The sequence below is a fragment of the Pelagibacterium halotolerans B2 genome, assembly GCF_000230555.1.
In the GTDB taxonomy this organism is placed as follows: Bacteria; Pseudomonadota; Alphaproteobacteria; order Rhizobiales; family Devosiaceae; genus Pelagibacterium; species Pelagibacterium halotolerans.
This window is the reverse complement of sequence record NC_016078.1, coordinates 2,958,680-2,973,748: the sequence shown is the minus strand read 5'-3', so window position 1 is coordinate 2,973,748 and position 15,069 is coordinate 2,958,680. Positions and strand designations below refer to the sequence as shown.

16 protein-coding genes are annotated in these 15,069 nt (G+C 62.2%); 11 read left to right on the top strand and 5 right to left on the bottom strand.

All coding sequences use genetic code 11. The annotated features are described in order from the left end of the window. Positions 1-123 precede the first annotated feature (123 nt). The 5 genes from KKY_RS14540 (at position 124) to KKY_RS14520 (ending at position 2,435) form a co-directional block, all read left to right on the top strand. Positions 124-321, top strand: a complete 198-nt coding sequence (locus tag KKY_RS14540; RefSeq protein WP_014132133.1) for a twin transmembrane helix small protein — start codon at positions 124-126, stop codon at positions 319-321. Positions 322-460: 139 nt separating this feature from the next. Further along, positions 461-1,054, top strand: coding sequence for a cob(I)yrinic acid a,c-diamide adenosyltransferase (locus KKY_RS14535; protein ID WP_014132132.1), 594 nt, complete (start codon positions 461-463; stop codon positions 1,052-1,054). A 42-nt stretch (positions 1,055-1,096) separates the two neighbouring features. Continuing rightward, positions 1,097-1,777: a rhomboid family intramembrane serine protease gene (locus KKY_RS14530; RefSeq protein ID WP_014132131.1), complete on the top strand. Its 681-nt coding sequence runs from the start codon at positions 1,097-1,099 to the stop codon at positions 1,775-1,777. A gap of 259 nt (positions 1,778-2,036) precedes the next feature. Then, complete coding sequence (locus tag KKY_RS14525; RefSeq protein WP_014132130.1) at positions 2,037-2,225, top strand: YjfB family protein; 189 nt, start codon at positions 2,037-2,039, stop codon at positions 2,223-2,225. A gap of 15 nt (positions 2,226-2,240) precedes the next feature. Next, a complete protein-coding gene (locus KKY_RS14520) occupies positions 2,241-2,435 on the top strand; it encodes a hypothetical protein (RefSeq protein WP_014132129.1) in 195 nt (64 codons plus the stop codon). A gap of 268 nt (positions 2,436-2,703) precedes the next feature. Here KKY_RS14520 and KKY_RS14515 read toward each other — a convergent pair whose 3' ends face one another. Beyond that, positions 2,704-3,768 carry an HD-GYP domain-containing protein gene (locus tag KKY_RS14515; RefSeq protein WP_014132128.1) on the bottom strand — a complete coding sequence of 355 codons (1,065 nt, stop codon included), beginning with the start codon at positions 3,766-3,768 and terminating at the stop codon, positions 2,704-2,706. A gap of 106 nt (positions 3,769-3,874) precedes the next feature. Continuing rightward, positions 3,875-4,522, bottom strand: a complete 648-nt coding sequence (locus KKY_RS14510; RefSeq protein WP_014132127.1) for a TlpA disulfide reductase family protein — start codon at positions 4,520-4,522, stop codon at positions 3,875-3,877. Between the two features lie 39 nt (positions 4,523-4,561). Between KKY_RS14510 and argH the strand changes: the two genes are divergently transcribed. After that, positions 4,562-5,944, top strand: coding sequence for an argininosuccinate lyase (gene argH / locus KKY_RS14505; RefSeq protein ID WP_014132126.1), 1,383 nt, complete (start codon positions 4,562-4,564; stop codon positions 5,942-5,944). A 138-nt stretch (positions 5,945-6,082) separates the two neighbouring features. Beyond that, a complete protein-coding gene (gene lysA, locus KKY_RS14500; protein ID WP_014132125.1) occupies positions 6,083-7,363 on the top strand; it encodes a diaminopimelate decarboxylase in 1,281 nt (426 codons plus the stop codon). A 14-nt stretch (positions 7,364-7,377) separates the two neighbouring features. Here lysA and KKY_RS14495 read toward each other — a convergent pair whose 3' ends face one another. The 3 genes from KKY_RS14495 to KKY_RS14485 form a co-directional block, all read right to left on the bottom strand. Continuing rightward, positions 7,378-10,074 carry a glycine betaine ABC transporter substrate-binding protein gene (locus KKY_RS14495; RefSeq protein WP_050811727.1) on the bottom strand — a complete coding sequence of 899 codons (2,697 nt, stop codon included), beginning with the start codon at positions 10,072-10,074 and terminating at the stop codon, positions 7,378-7,380. A 277-nt stretch (positions 10,075-10,351) separates the two neighbouring features. Next, positions 10,352-10,756, bottom strand: coding sequence for a response regulator (locus tag KKY_RS14490; protein WP_014132123.1), 405 nt, complete (start codon positions 10,754-10,756; stop codon positions 10,352-10,354). Positions 10,757-10,832: 76 nt separating this feature from the next. Beyond that, entirely contained in the window at positions 10,833-11,705 is an 873-nt protein-coding gene (locus KKY_RS14485) for a zinc-ribbon domain-containing protein (protein ID WP_014132122.1), read from the bottom strand. Positions 11,706-11,853: 148 nt separating this feature from the next. On the opposite strand from KKY_RS14485, the gene ftsE reads away from it, so the two are divergent. The 4 genes from ftsE to KKY_RS14465 all read left to right on the top strand — a co-directional run bounded on the left by ftsE (position 11,854) and on the right by KKY_RS14465 (position 14,954). After that, positions 11,854-12,513, top strand: coding sequence for a cell division ATP-binding protein FtsE (ftsE, locus tag KKY_RS14480; RefSeq protein WP_014132121.1), 660 nt, complete (start codon positions 11,854-11,856; stop codon positions 12,511-12,513). Next, a complete protein-coding gene (locus KKY_RS14475; protein WP_014132120.1) occupies positions 12,506-13,426 on the top strand; it encodes a cell division protein FtsX in 921 nt (306 codons plus the stop codon). The genes ftsE and KKY_RS14475 overlap by 8 nt, the downstream gene beginning before the upstream one ends. 21 nt (positions 13,427-13,447) lie before the next feature. Beyond that, entirely contained in the window at positions 13,448-14,257 is an 810-nt protein-coding gene (locus KKY_RS14470; RefSeq protein WP_014132119.1) for a lysophospholipid acyltransferase family protein, read from the top strand. A gap of 352 nt (positions 14,258-14,609) precedes the next feature. Continuing rightward, a complete protein-coding gene (locus KKY_RS14465; protein ID WP_014132118.1) occupies positions 14,610-14,954 on the top strand; it encodes a hypothetical protein in 345 nt (114 codons plus the stop codon). Positions 14,955-15,069 lie beyond the last annotated feature (115 nt).

Genomic DNA, 15,069 nt, shown 5'->3' with positions numbered 1-15,069 from the left:
CGGGACCCCGACATTTGCAAACATTGCCGCAATGGGTGGAACGGGGTGACAAAATGGGGCATGACCCGATGGTGACGCCCTATCGTATAGTTCCGTATCGAGACCTTTTTGGAAAGCGATCCCATGCAGACCTCCCTCAATATCGTGATCGTTCTTGCCGTCCTTGCGGTGGCGGTCATTCTGGGCATGGGGCTCTACAACATGTTCAAGGGCGGATCGGGCAACACCAGCCAGAAGCTGATGCGGGCCCGCGTCATCATGCAGGCCATAGCGGTGGCGCTGTTGATGGCGGCATTGTATTTCTTCGGTCCTCAACGCTGAGCAGGGTGAGGATGGGCTGCAAACGGCAAACCGCTGCGCTTCCGGTGCTCATGTATCTCAAATACGCTTCGCTCCGGTTCTCACGGTTTACCGCTTTCGCCTCATCCTGACCCCGCTTGGACATCCCAGGTATTTTCTGATGGTCAAGCTCAACAAGATCTACACAAAGACAGGCGATGACGGCACGACCGGGCTGGTGGACGGGCCGCGGCGGCAAAAGGACGATCTGCGGGTCGAGGCCTATGGCACGGTGGACGAGGCCAATGCGGCGATCGGGCTGGCGCGGCTGCACACAAAGGACATGGCGCGGGTCGATCATGCGCTGGGGCGCATCCAGAACGATCTGTTCGATCTGGGGTCGGACCTTGCAACGCCCGGGCCCGACGAAGGGCGGGCCTATACGGCGCTGCGGGTGACGGCGCGGCAGACCGAATGGCTCGAGGGCCAGATCGATGCGTTCAACGAAGCGCTCAAGCCGCTCACCTCGTTCGTTCTGCCCGGAGGCACGGCGCTTTCGGCGGCGCTGCATCTGGCGCGGACCATAACGCGGCGGGCCGAACGGGTGTGCGTCGCGACGAAAAGAGCCGAGCCCGACCTCAACCCCGAAGCGATCCGCTACCTCAACCGGCTCTCGGACCTGCTGTTCGTTCTGGGCCGGGTGGCCAATGGCAATGGCAGCAAGGACGTCTTGTGGGAGCCAGGCAGGAATACTGGGACGGCCAAGGACGGATAGAGGCACAGAGCCGGTTCGCCCGGCATCGAAGGGAAACCAGCTATGTTTCTGCCGCTCTATGACAGCAACAAGATCGCCCATATCGAGCGGCCCTTCGTCAATTACGGGCTGATCGGGCTCAATATCGTCGTGTTCCTCTTGCAATGGGCGGGCGGTCAGGACGGGCTTTATTTCGGCCAGATCACCTATGGGATGATCCCGGCGGTGGTGAGCGGGGCCGTAGAGGGCCCGGCGCCCTGGCTGCCCGATCAGGCGACGGTTTTCACCTATATGTTCCTGCATGCCGACTGGCTGCACCTTCTCTCCAACATGCTGTTTTTGTGGGTGTTCGGCGACAATGTCGAAGACGCCATGGGGCATTGGAAATATCTGGTGTTCTATCTCGCCTGCGGGGTGTTGAGCGGGCTGGCGCATTTGTGGCTGTTTCCCGATGCCATGGGGCCGCTGGTGGGCGCATCGGGGGCGGTGGCCGGGATCATCGGGGCCTATCTCGTGCTTTATCCCAAGGTGCGGGTGTTCGTTCTCAACAGGCTGATCATCACCTTTCCCCTGGCGCTGCCCGCCTGGGCGGTGCTGGGGCTGTGGGTCGCGACGCAGCTTTTCTATGTGTTCATCTGGGGTGATGACGGGGTGGCCTGGTGGGTGCATCTGGGCGGGGTCGTGGCCGGGGTGGTGCTGGTGGTTGTGTTCAAGCGGCGTCAGGTTGCGCTGTGGGGCGGGTAGGGAGAGGCTTGCGGGTGTGACCTTTGCGAGCGCTCAAGGCCCCCTCACCGGCCTGCCGGCCACCCTCTCCCCCCAGGGGAGAGGGTTTTTCCTGCTGAAGCGTCAGCGATAAAATGCAGCGCCGGGGGCTCCCTCTCCCCTTGGGGGAGAGGGTTGGGTGAGGGGGCCTTGAGCGGCAATGGTTAATCGGGGGTAAGGGTTTCTTAGGCGGGTCGGGCTAGACTTGGTCCGAACGCAGAAGCGACGGGGACGGGCCAAAATGAGCGATATTGCCGCGACGGCGGTGGCGATGAAACAGGCGCAGACCGTTCAGACCGCCCAGATGCTGATGGTCAAAAAGCAGCACGAGATGGAAATGAGCATGATTTCCATGCTGACCGAGGCCGTCGAGAACACTCCCGCACCGGCGCCTGCCGGGATGGGCGCCAATGTCGACAAGCGGGCCTGAGCTGGCGCCGCTCTCATGCTGATCCGGCATTCGGCCGAAATCCTTTTGCACCGCATGGCCAGGATCGAGGCAGGCAGCCTTGAGGCCACAACCGCGCTGATCGCCAGGGAGCGCGGTGCGATGATGGTCCAAAAGGCCCTCGAGCGGCTCGATGCTCCTGGCGCTGCGGCGGGGGCCGAAGCGACGCATCAGATCGACAAGAGCGCCTGAGGGCTTTTTCGCTGAGGGCGAGAATGGGACAGTTTTGCCCGCGCGGCGCTGTCATCGCGGGCGGAGACCTAGGATCCAGTAAGCGGCGGCGTGGTGACTCTATCTCAGGCACTGAGTGTACTGGGCCCCGGCTCAAGGCCGGGGTGACGGTGGTGGATTGGGAAAGGGAAGGACCCGCTGGCGCTCGAGAACGGTTCGCGCTTGCCATCCTGGTGTTCGGCCGGCGCCGAACGGGTCCTAGAGCATTTCCACTTTTGCTGGACGCGCTCTAGCGCGCTTCCACCGCTTCGCGCAGGGCGCGGACCAGGGCGGTTTCGAGTTTGCCGGCGGTGCACATGTCTTCGAGAATGGCCAGTGCTTCGGGCGGGCTCATGGCGGGCTTGTAGGCGCGGCGTTCGCTGAGCGCGCCGTAGATGTCGCAGATGGTGACGATGCGGGTGAGATCGCCGATCTGGGAGCCCATGAGGCCATCGGGGTAGCCGCTGCCGTCGAGATATTCGTGGTGGCTGCGGACGGCGGCCAGAATATCGGGGCCGAGATTGGCGTGGGCCGTAAGATAGTCAAAGCCTTCGACCGGATGGCGCGCGATCTCGGCAAATTCTTCAGGGGTGAGCTTGCCGGGCTTTTCGAGGATGGCGACGGGGATTGTGGCCTTGCCGATGTCGTGCAGGAGGCCGGCGGTGGTGAGTTTCGAGATATCGGCGCCGCTCATGCCCACCTTCTGGGCGAAATTGGTGAGGACGCCGGTGACCAGCAGGCAGTGCTGGTAGGTGCCATGATGATGGGCGCGCACGGTATCGAGCCACTGGCCGAGCCCGCCCGCGCCGACGCTGTCGACGATGTCGTTGCTGGCCGCGGCCATTGCGGCCGAATCGAGGGTGGTATCGGCGCGCAGGGCTTCAAATGCGCTGCCGAGGGCTTTCGAGGCGGCCTGCGCCACGACCGTGACCGCGGTGTCGGGCAACTCATCGAGCGGTTCGCGCAGCGTGCTGGTGAGCAGGCGCTGGAGCCCTTCGGCGGTAAGCGGGCGTGTTTCGGTGGCGTGGGCGCCCAGTACGTTGGCCTGGACCATTTCAACGCGACGGCCCTCTGTGACGAGGAAATAACGCGGGATGTTGCGCTCAAGGGCGAGGAGGCTCTTTTTGAGCCGGTCGATGGTCGAACTGCTGGAAAGATCGGCGTCAACAAGGATGGCGGAAAAGGGCGACAGGTCGATTTTTCCGAGTTCGCTGAGGGGTTCGACCCGCGCAATGGCCGGCCAGCGGGCAACCGGGAACGATGCTCCCGAGGGTGCATCGGTGACCAACAGAACAGCTACGCTCGAACCGGCCAATCTTTAAATCCGCAATCCCGCCGCCGCGATCGACGGCTCCTCCACGGATCAGTCTGCGCTCCAACCGTCAATTTTTAGTAAGCGGAAATACGGACCCCGATTGCGATCAGATATCGAGCAGCGTCTCGATGACCCGGTGGCCATCGGGGGTGTCCCAATGGGCGGGGCCCTGCAGGACGGCCAGCTCGCATCCCTCGTCATCGACGAGGATGGTGGCGGGCAGGCCCAGCGTCACCGCCTCATTGCGCAGCCGCTCGAAGAGCTTGTAGGTGGGATCGGCGAAGAGTTTGAGGTTTTGCGTGCCGATCTCTTCAAGAAACAGCGCGGCGGCGGTGGGACCGTCCGAGCCGACATCGAGGCTTATGGCGACGACTTCGAAATCGTCGCCGCCATATCGGGATTCAAGCGCATCGAGGAAGGGCATTTCCTCGCGGCAGGGCGCGCACCAAGTGGCCCAGAAATTGATGAGCAGCTTTTTCCCGGCGAAATCGGCGAGGGTGACGGGGTTTCCGTTTTCATCCTCGAAGGCCAGGTCGGAATAATCGCGCCATTGGGACGAGGGCAGAAGGGCGGCGAGCTCGCCGGTTGCGGCGTCGTCGATGGCCTGGGCCGCCTCGGCGCGCACCGGGCAGGTTGCCGCGTTGGCGCCGCCATTGCTAACCCAGACGGCCACGGCTATACCTAGCGCCGCTGCGAAAAGGCCCGTGCCGACGATGATGGGGCGAGGGGATTTTCGCTTTTCGTCCTGATCCATAAACCTTCACTCGCAAATTTATTTAAGGTAGAGGCGCCGATGAGCAATCGCATGTGGGGAGGCAGGTTTTCGTCCGGCCCCGACGCCATCATGGAAGAGATCAACGCTTCTATCGGCTTCGACAAGCGCCTTTACAAGCACGACATCGCCGGATCGATAGCGCATGCGACAATGCTGGAGGCAGCCGGCATTCTGACGCGCGACGATAAGGACGCCATCGTCTCGGGTCTAGAGACCGTTCGGGGGGAAATCGAGGCGGGTGCGTTCACCTTCTCGCGAGCGCTCGAGGACATCCACATGAATGTGGAAAGCCGGTTGAAAGAGCTGATCGGCGAGCCGGCCGGGCGGCTGCACACGGCGCGCTCGCGCAACGACCAGGTGGCGACCGATTTCAAGCTCTATGTGCGTGACGCGCTCGATATGCTGGCGGCGCAGGTCGAGACGCTGCAGAAGGTTCTGGTGGACAAGGCCGAGGCCGAAGCGGGAACCGTTATGCCAGGGTTTACCCATCTGCAGAGCGCCCAGCCGGTGACCTTCGGGCACCACATGCTGGCCTATGTGGAAATGCTCGAGCGCGACAAGGGGCGGCTGCTCGATGCGCGGGCGCGGCTCAATGAAAGCCCGCTCGGGGCGGCGGCGCTGGCGGGGACATCGTTTCCGATCGATCGGGAGATGACGGCAGAGGCGCTGGGGTTCGACCGGCCGATGGCCAATTCGCTCGACGCGGTGTCGGACCGGGATTTTATTCTGGAGACGCTGTCTTCGGCGTCGATCTGCGCGATGCATCTGTCGCGGCTTTCCGAAGAGCTTGTGATCTGGTCGTCGGCGCAGTTTGCTTTCGTCAAGCTTTCCGACAAGTTTTCGACCGGGTCCTCGATCATGCCGCAAAAGCGCAATCCCGATGCGGCGGAGCTGATCCGGGCCAAGGTGGGGCGGATCTTTGCTGCGTTCACATCGCTTCTGATGGTGATGAAGGGGCTGCCGCTGGCCTATTCGAAAGACATGCAGGAAGACAAGGAAATCGCGTTTGACGCGCTCGACAATTTCTCGCTGGCGCTGGCGGCGATGACCGGGATGATGGGGGATCTGACCGTCAACCGCGAGAAGATGGCACAGGCGGCGGGGGCCGGGTTTTCGACGGCGACCGATCTGGCCGACTGGCTGGTGCGGGCGGCCAACGTGCCGTTCCGCGATGCCCATCACATCACCGGGCGCGCGGTGGCGGCGGCGGAGGAAAAGGGCTGCGGGCTGGAAGGGCTGACCATCGAGGATTTCAAGGAGATCGACGAGCGGATCACCTCCCAGGTGTTCAAGGTGCTGGGGGTGGACAATTCGGTCAAGTCGCGGACGAGTTTCGGCGGGACGGCGCCGGCAAACGTCATGGCGCAGGTTGCGGGCTGGCGCGAGCGGCTGGGGAATTAGTTTGGGCCCTTGGCTGACGCATCGGCGTGGCCGATGCGGCCCCTCATCCCCGTCCCTTCTCCCCGGCGGGGCGAAGGGGCTCAAAGGGCGGGTGCTTGAGTTGGATTGGCGCCGCCGATTTTGGATTTGGACGATATAATGGTTCATCATTTTACCTATCGCGGCGGCTGGATGTTTGCCGAGGATGTCGATCTGACGGCGGTGGCCGAGGAGATCGGCACGCCGTTCTATTGCTATTCGCAGGCGACATTCACCCGGCATATCGAGGTGATGATGAACGCGTTTTCGGGCACCGACACGCTGGTCGCCTATGCCATGAAGGCCAATTCCAACCAGGCGATGCTGGCGATTGCCGCGCAAAAGGGCATCGGGGCGGATGTGGTGTCGCTGGGAGAATTGGAGCGGGCGCTGCGGGCCGGGATACCGGCGCAAAAGATCATCTTTTCGGGGGTCGGCAAGAGCCGGGCCGAGATGCGGCGGGCGCTGGACGTGGGAATCCTGTGTTTCAACGTCGAAAGCGAACCCGAACTGGAACGGCTCAACGCGGTGGCCGCCGAGATGGACAGGATCGCGCCGGTCTCGGTGCGGATCAATCCCGATGTGGACGCGAAAACCCACGCCAAGATTTCGACGGGCAAATCGGAAAACAAGTTCGGCATTCCCTACGCGCGGGCCGAGGCGGTCTATGGACGGATCGCGGCGTGCAAGAATTTGAAGGCGGTGGGCGTCGATATGCATATCGGCAGCCAGATCACCGAACTCGAACCGTTCGACAACGCCTTTAAGCTGCTGGCCGAACTGGTCGGACGGCTGCGGGCGGCGGGGCATGACATCGGCCATGTCGATGTCGGGGGCGGGCTGGGGATACCGTACCAACAGGACAATTCACCCCCGCCCGATCCGGTGGAATATGCCAAGCTGGTGCGGCGGCATACCGATCCGCTGGGGTGCAAGGTGATCCTTGAACCGGGCCGGCTGATCGCGGGCAATGCCGGGGTGATGGTGACGCGGGTCGAATATGTCAAAAAGACCGACAAAAAGAGCTTTGTCATCGTCGATGCGGCGATGAACGATCTGATCCGCCCCACGCTTTACGAGGCCCATCACGATATTCTGCCCATGCAGGAAGCGGGGGCGGGGGCCAACACCATTCGCGCCGATATCGTGGGGCCGGTGTGCGAGACGGGCGATTATCTCGGGCTCGACCGGGAGATGGCGGAGGTGGCCGAGGGCGATCTACTGGTGGTGATGAGCGCGGGCGCTTATGGCGCGGTGATGAGCTCGACCTACAACACCCGCCCGCTGATCGCCGAAGTGCTCGTCGAGGGCGGGAAGTGGCATGTGGTGAGGCCACGGCAGACGCTGGATGAGCTGATTGGGCTCGATAGTGTGCCGGAGTGGGTGCGGGCGGGGGATTGAGCGTCGTCCGTCGCTCACGAACCCTCGAGCCAACCCTGAACGATTGTTTCGTGCTCGGCGATCCATTGCGCGGCGACGGCCTCTGGTGCGACCCCGCTTCGGGCGGTCGCGCTGAGCCAGGCGTTCAAATCCTGCGCCCGGAACCGGATGCGTGAAAGCAGTTGGGACACGGAGGGCATGTCCTCTTCGAGCGCCGCGCTGTAGGCCACGTGAACATCGACGCTTGCCAATTCGCAGTCACCGTCTGCATTGGGTTCATCGGCCGGGCACGCTGAATCAAGTTCGATCGTATTGTATGTGGCGTGGACCCAATCGGGTTCATAGCCGTAGAACACGAGCGATTCCCCGCGTGCCTGGAAGCTGGCGAGCTTGGCCCGGAAGATGCTTTCTCCGTAGACCTCAAAATCCCAGAACCGATCCAGTTCGAACCGTTCCAGATGCTGCCTGACGATGGCCGTGGAGAGCCAGTCGCCTGCACCGATCCATATTTCGCCCCTGCCGTTGCCGTTTGTATCGTATCGTGCCGACACGGCAGCGTTGGCGAGGTCTGAAATCCGCGTCACAGCCTCGGGGAACGGCGCGGCGACGTATATTCCCTGCGTTCCTTCGTAACTTTGCGTGTTAAGGGCAACGCTGCCTTCGTTTCTCACATAGCGTATGAGGTTTTCTGGCTGGTTTTGCAGCCAGAAATCGGGGTGGACATCTATGCGGCCATTGGGGTCGGCCATCGCAGCAAAGACATCGTTCAGGTTCGCCTCCTGAACTGCAGCCGAATAGCCGAGCCTGTCGCTGATGGTCTGCCTGATGATTTCAGCAATCACCTTGCTGGCGTCCCAGGCGAAGCTGGCAATTACGATGTCGCTCTCATCGGAAAAGAATGGCAGTTGAAGCCCTGTGTTGGCTACGCCGGGCCTTATGATGCGGTCGAGCTGATTGCCTGAATAGTCGCTGGAGGACAGGGGAAGTGCAAATAGGGCGCCGAGCATGAGCAAAGCGGTGCCCGAATACACTATGCGGAAGCCGGACCGGTCGCGTCCGGTCGATATGGTTTCGATCTCCCCGGCGTTATTGCGGAATCGTAGGGTGTCGATGCCGTCCAGACTGCCGATCTCTCGGCTTTCGACCACCGAGCGTGGTACGAAAAGTGTTCGTCCAAGCTCGGAAAATCCTTCCTGAAGCCGCAGAAACTGTTTTCTGAAGCCCTGGACATTGCTCTTTTCGTAATCGCTGATCGTAAAGAGCACCAGCAAGATGCCGGCGGAGAGCATGAACACGCCGATCTGGCTGAGCACGTCGTCACCGCGCACCAGCACCAGGAACAGGATACTGCCGCCACCTGTGAGCCAAATGGCTGCCTTTTCCCCCAGCGACAAGCGGTCGCGGTGAATGTTGTACCATTGGTCGAAAACCGCCCGCGTCTGACGGAGCCGCTCCGACGGCTCGATCTGCTTGAGTCCTTCCCGGAATGCGACAGCGCTTTTCTGCTTTTCGGCGAGAATGGGAGTGAATTCGATTTCGATGAGCAATTGGAGCAGGGTGTCGATCAGGTCGTCCCTGTCCTGCACTCCGTCGCGCAGTTCAAGCAGGCTACGAACCAGATCGGACCGGACATCGATCTCCTGCGCTCTGCGCCCGCTGACCCGGCTCAGAATGAAACCGGCCAGAATGGCAAAGACACCCGACAGGAAATAGAGCAGATCGGTGAGAAATCGTGTGTCGGTCGGCACAACAAAAAATGAACAAAGGGCCACAAAAAGCGTGCCGATCAGCGCCGAAAACAGCGCGTTGTTCAACTGGTATCGCCCATGGAGGGTCATGTTCGCGAACAGGATCAGCACCAGGCCGAACACCGAGAGCGACGATACGGGCACGTCAAAGAACACGTAGAGATAGACGACCGAGAGCGCAGGGGAAAAATAGACGAGCGAGGAAAGGGTGAGAGACTTGAACTCGGTAAAGGCCCAGTTCCACGTCATCTCGGCCAAAAGATAGGTGCCGATCCCGATGAGCGCGCAGATGGCCCAGACCGTCGGATCGAACGCGTAAAAGTAGAGCCGTTGTCCGGTTGCCCCGAAATAGCAAAGCACGAACGCTAACGCCGCGGCGTTAGCGAGCGAGACACTGAAGAAGGTTGCCTTGACCTTGGAGCCAATGATGTTCTCGAACGCGATCAGCGCCTTGAGGCTGAACGGCAGGTAAACGCCTGATCCGAACGCGGCAAGAAATGCGAACAATATCTCGCTGTTGGCGGTGAGATCGAGGCTTGTCAGGCGCCCCAGGCCGATGGCAACGGCGCCAAAGAATGCGACCAGAACGAGCGACAATTCCATGCGCGAAAGGCGCCTGGCCAGGCTCGGTGCAAAGATCTGCATTGCGAATATGGCGATCAGCGGCCAGGTAAACGCAATGATGGTGACGTCAGCCTTCTGCGAGTTGTAGAGACCGCGATAAAATCCGTAGTACCAAAGCGCCAGAAAGAAACCGGCCGCAACCGCGTTCGCAGCCCCATAGAATACAGCTCGACTGCGAACGAGCCTGAGTGTGTCGCGCCACATAATGGCGGCACCCGCGAGGCTGCAGATCAGAGCAATGGCCCCGGCGACAACGAAAATCTCGGCAAAGGTCGCGCGATCACCAATTGTTGCGACGAATACCGGTTTCAGGCTCCAGAACAAGATAGCGGTCATCGCGGCAACAGCGATGACTGGCATAGGCGGCGACTTCAAAGTCATTCCAATCAGAATTCGGGCTCGAGCTGCCCATGCGCGGGTCGAAATTGATTCTGGGCCATTTTGCCATATTCGCCCCTCCGATCAATGCGGGCGGCGTTCGCGCTGTTTTGTCAGTCGAACAATCGCGCCGGCGCGTGACAACCATTTCCTTTGCGAACGCGGAAGGGTTGCGGGTCCCCGGGTCGAGCCCGAGGACGACGAAGGGGAAGGGCGGGGACAGTTCCGGGCGGTCGAGGGCCCCGTTCGGCCTCGACGCTCACAGCGCCGAGCGTGCCAGCGGAATAATCTCGGCCGGTTTCCCCGCCAGTGCGTCGTCGACTTTTTCGATCAGTTGGGCCAGCGAGAAGGGTTTGCCCAGGACGTCGTAGATCAGGGCGTCCAGGCCGTGGGCGCGTTCGCGTTGGTCGGCGAAGCCGGTCATCAACAGGATGGTCATGGCGGGGTATTGGGCGCCGATGGCGAGGGCCAGGCCGATGCCGTCCATGACGGGCATCTTGATGTCGGAGACCAGAAGATCGAAATTGCCATTGTGCTCATTGGCGATTTCCAGCGCGAGGCCGCCGTCGGAGGCGTCGATCACGTCGTGGCCGCTCATTTCGAGGGCGCGGGTTACGAAGGCGCGGACGTTATCGTCGTCTTCGGCCACCAGTATGCGTGCCATGGGGCTCTACCCTTATTCTTCAGACCATCGAGGCGCCGTTTTGGATTGGCTCGAATGGACTTGTTGTCCGGTCGTTTCAGGTCCCCGCCGGCGAGCCGTTGGCGCCGTCGACGAAGCTCAGTCTTATGTTTGTCACGCCCTGGGGCGGTCCGATCAGTTGCGCGTCGATGGCCAGGGTATCGCCGGGCAGGACGTTGCGCGTGGCCGGGGTCACCGTCCATTCATAGAGAATGGCGCCGGCCTGATCGAGGAGGCTGACGAGCACCGATGGCACGTAGGTTATGCGATTCGTCACGTTGGAGATCCTGGCGTTGACGATAATGGCGGGGCTTCCGTCCTGCGTGGTTCGCAAAGTCTTAATCTCGGTAAAATCAAGTCCGACCACATTTGTTCCCAGCCCCACAAGGCGATAGAGCCCATCGAGCTGGGGCACGGCGGAGACGATTTCGGTGCGCAGGGCGAAGGCGGCGACCAGCGCCGCCACGATGAACACACCAAGCACGATGCGGAAAAAGCGGCGGAAGCGGGCGATGGGATGGGCGGCAAGCATGCCGTTGCGCCGCTTGGCCAGCGCCTCGATGCGGGCGCGGTTGCCGGCGGTGTCGATCGAGGAGCCCCCATCGATCGGGTCGGACGGCGGCTCGCTGTCGGCGGGGGACTGATGCCCGGGATCGTGATTTTCGGCGCGGAACTGAGGCTGGGCGCGCAGAAAGGAGGCGTCGAGCATCTCCTCGTCGGCGGTGGAAAACAGCGTATCGGCGTCGGCGCGAAAGATCAGTTCATCGTCGGTGGGTTCGGGATCGCGGCGCGGGGCGGCGGGCTTGGGAAAGCTCGGGGTCGCGTACCAGAGCTCGGAACACGCGGCGCACTGGACCTGCCGGCCGGCCGCGCTGAGGGCATCGGAGCCGAGCTTGTAGCGCGTCTGGCAATTGGGGCAGGTGATAATCACGCGCGGGACCGAAGGGGTTGAGCGAAAATCCGTGCCCCGACCCTAAGCGGGCCGGGTTAAAACTCTTGAAACGCCGCCATGATGCGGCCATTGGGGGGTGATGGCTGATAGAGTGGCGGCAACAGGGTGATTCGCGGAGAAAAGCGGTTTGATCGCGTTCGAAAATGTGGGCCTTCGATACGGGCACGGGCCGGAAATCCTCAAAGACCTGACCTTTGCGATCTCGCCGGGCTCGTTTCATTTTCTCACCGGACCCTCGGGGTCGGGCAAGACTTCGCTTTTGCGGCTGTTGCTGCTCTCGCTCAAGCCCACGCGCGGGTCCGTCTCGATGTTCGGGGAGGACGTTTCGGCGCTCGACCGCGACAGGCTGTTGCAGATGCGGCGCCATATCGGCATCGTGTTCCAGGAATTTAGGCTGCTCGATCATCTCACGACCTTCGAAAACGTCGCCCTGCCGCTGCGCGTGCGCGGGCAGGCGGAAGCGAGCTATCGCGGCAATGTGGAAGAATTGCTCGACTGGGTGGGGCTGGGCGACAGGATGGACGCGCATCCGGCGGTGCTTTCGGGCGGGGAAAAACAGCGCGCGGCGATTGCCCGGGCGGTGATCGGCAATCCCGACATTTTGCTGGCCGACGAGCCGACGGGCAATGTGGACCCCGAATTGTCCGAGCGGCTTTTGCATCTGTTCGAACAGCTCAACAAGATGGGCACGACGATCATCCTCGCCACCCACGAGGTGGCGCTGCTCGACAAGTTCGCCTATCCGCGCATGCTGCTCAATGAAGGGGAGCTCACCATCCATGAGTGAGGGGCTGAAACTCAATTTTTCCCGCCCCAATCCGATCGTTCCGGCGCAATCGGTGGCGGGGCGCACGCTGATGCTGCTCATCGGCATCATGACGTTTCTGTCCTGCGTGACGTTCGGCGGCGTGCTGCTGGTGCAGAAATCGGCGATGGGGTGGTCGGCCGAGGTGGGGCGCGAGCTGACCATCCAGATCCGCCCGCTCGACGGGGAGGTGATCGAATCCAATTTGCGGCTGGCCGTGTCGCTTTCCGAAGCGGTGCCGGGGGTGGCGAGCGCGCGGGTGGTTTCGATCGAAGAGAGCGAAGAGTTGCTGGCGCCCTGGCTGGGGCAGGGGCTGGACCTTTCCGATCTCGCCATCCCGCGGCTGGTGATCGTGCAACTTGCCGATCCCAATGCGGCCGATATCGCGCGGCTGGAAAGCGAGATTTCGGCCATTCCCGGAGCGACGCTTGAAACCCATGCGGCCTGGCGGGTGCAGCTCAACACGATGGCGGGGACGATCGTCGTGTCGGGGATACTGGTTTTGGCGCTGATCCTTGTGGCGACGGCGCTGGCCATCGTGTTCGCGACGCGCGGGACGATGTCGACCAACCGGGAAATCGTCGATGTGCTCCATTTCATCGGGGCGTCCAACACGTTCATCGCGGGGGAATTCCAGGGGCGGTTTTTGTTGCTCGGGCTCAAGGGCGGGCTGGTGGGCGGGCTGGCGGCCATCGTCTTCTTCATCATTGCCGGAACGGCGATGAGCACCGTGGTGCCCGAACAATCGAGCGCGCAACTGGGCGTTCTGTTCGGGCAGTTCGCGCTGGGGATCAGCGGCATATTGGGGATCGTGGGCGTCGTGCTGGTGATTGCCGGGCTGACGGCGATCACCTCGCGCTTGACGGTGCGGCGGGTTTTTTTGCAGATTTCCTGACGGCCCGGGGAGGGCCTTGCCATGATCGTCCAGGCTATCCGCTCGGCGGTGTTCTATCTGTTGTTCTTTTTGCACACGATCATCCTGGCGATCATCGTGGGGCTGATGGCCAAGCTGACGCCGGGGCTGAAATCCGTGGGCTGGGGGATCGCGCAGTACTGGAACGGCTCGAACCTTTTTTTCCTGCGCTGGGTGGTGGGGATCAGGACCGAGGTGACCGGGGTGGAAAACATCCCGCAAGGCGGCTGCATCATCGGGGCCAAGCACCAGTCGGATTGGGACATCTTTGCCATCCTGCCCCATGTGGGGCACCCGGCCTTCATCGCCAAGAAGGAGCTGCTCGACATTCCGCTGTTCGGCTGGGCGGCGCGGTGGATCGATACGATCTCGGTGGACCGCAAGAAGGGCAAGGACGCGCTGCCGGCCATGATGGAGGAGGCGCGCGACGCGCTCGATCGGGGCTGCCGGGTCATCATCTTTCCCGAGGGCACGCGAAGGGCGCCGCTCGACACGCCGGCCTACCGCTCGGGCATCGTGCGGATGTATCTGGCCATGGATGTGCCCGTGGTGCCCGTGGCGCTGACCTCGGGGCTCTATTGGGGACGCAACAGCCTCATTTTGTGGCCGGGCACGGCGCGGGCGAAATTTCTCGAGCCGATCGCGCCGGGATTGTCGGGCGAGGACTTTTTAAAGACGCTGATCGCGCGCATCGAATCCGAGACCGATGCCATGGTGCTCGAGGACGCGCGCAAGGGGCTGGCCCGGCCGATCTCGCCACGGCTGCGGGCGCGGCTCGACGAACTTGAGGCGCAATCGGGGACCGCGTCCTGAGCTTTCCCGTCGCCGGCGATTTTTATCACTGGAACGCGATAGATTGTGTTTTGCCGCAATCGGGACACAATATCTTGACATCGCTTGCAAGGAGTGGGACGATTTGAAGGTGCATGGGATTGACGCTTCCTTCAATTTGTTCTAATTTTGTTCTCTTTGGGTCGGTTGGCCATCGCGGTCGCCGGTCGGCAATCAGATTTTCGCTTCTTTCGGGGAGCGGGCCAGGGTATTTCCGCCATTTTTGCATGGCGAAAGGTCTCCAGGTTTTGTCTTGTCGCGTTTCCGAAACGGATAAGTGGCATCCACTTGTCCCGGAAACACTCTAATGCGAGGCCGTTTTTCGAGGGTGGCCATGATCGGATATGACAGCATTGCGGATTCGGGCGGGGGCGAGGCGGCCAGCGTCCTTTGGACGGGACGGTCTGGCCGGCGCTATCTGATGGAGCGCGAGCGGGAGGCCGGAGTCGCCATGGCGCCGAGCCGTCTCTACGCGCTCGACGACAATGGGGTGATCGGCTGGGCCGGCACCGCCGAGGACCTTATCGGGGATCATCGGGCGCGGGAGAAATTCCGCAGGCTGAGCGCGGCCGGGGCCCGCATGCTCTCGCTTGCGGCACCAAACGATCCGCTGGCGGTGATGACGCTTGTGTGGGATCTCGAAGGCAGCCGAAGGGCGCTGGGGCGCAACGCGGCCTGAATAGAGCCCTACCGCGCTACAGGGCCGGGCGCAAAACCGGCTTGCCAACAGGGTCGGCAAAAAGGCTCGGCTTTGCCTGTCCTCTCGCCATGCGCCATTTGAAGCCGGGATCGAG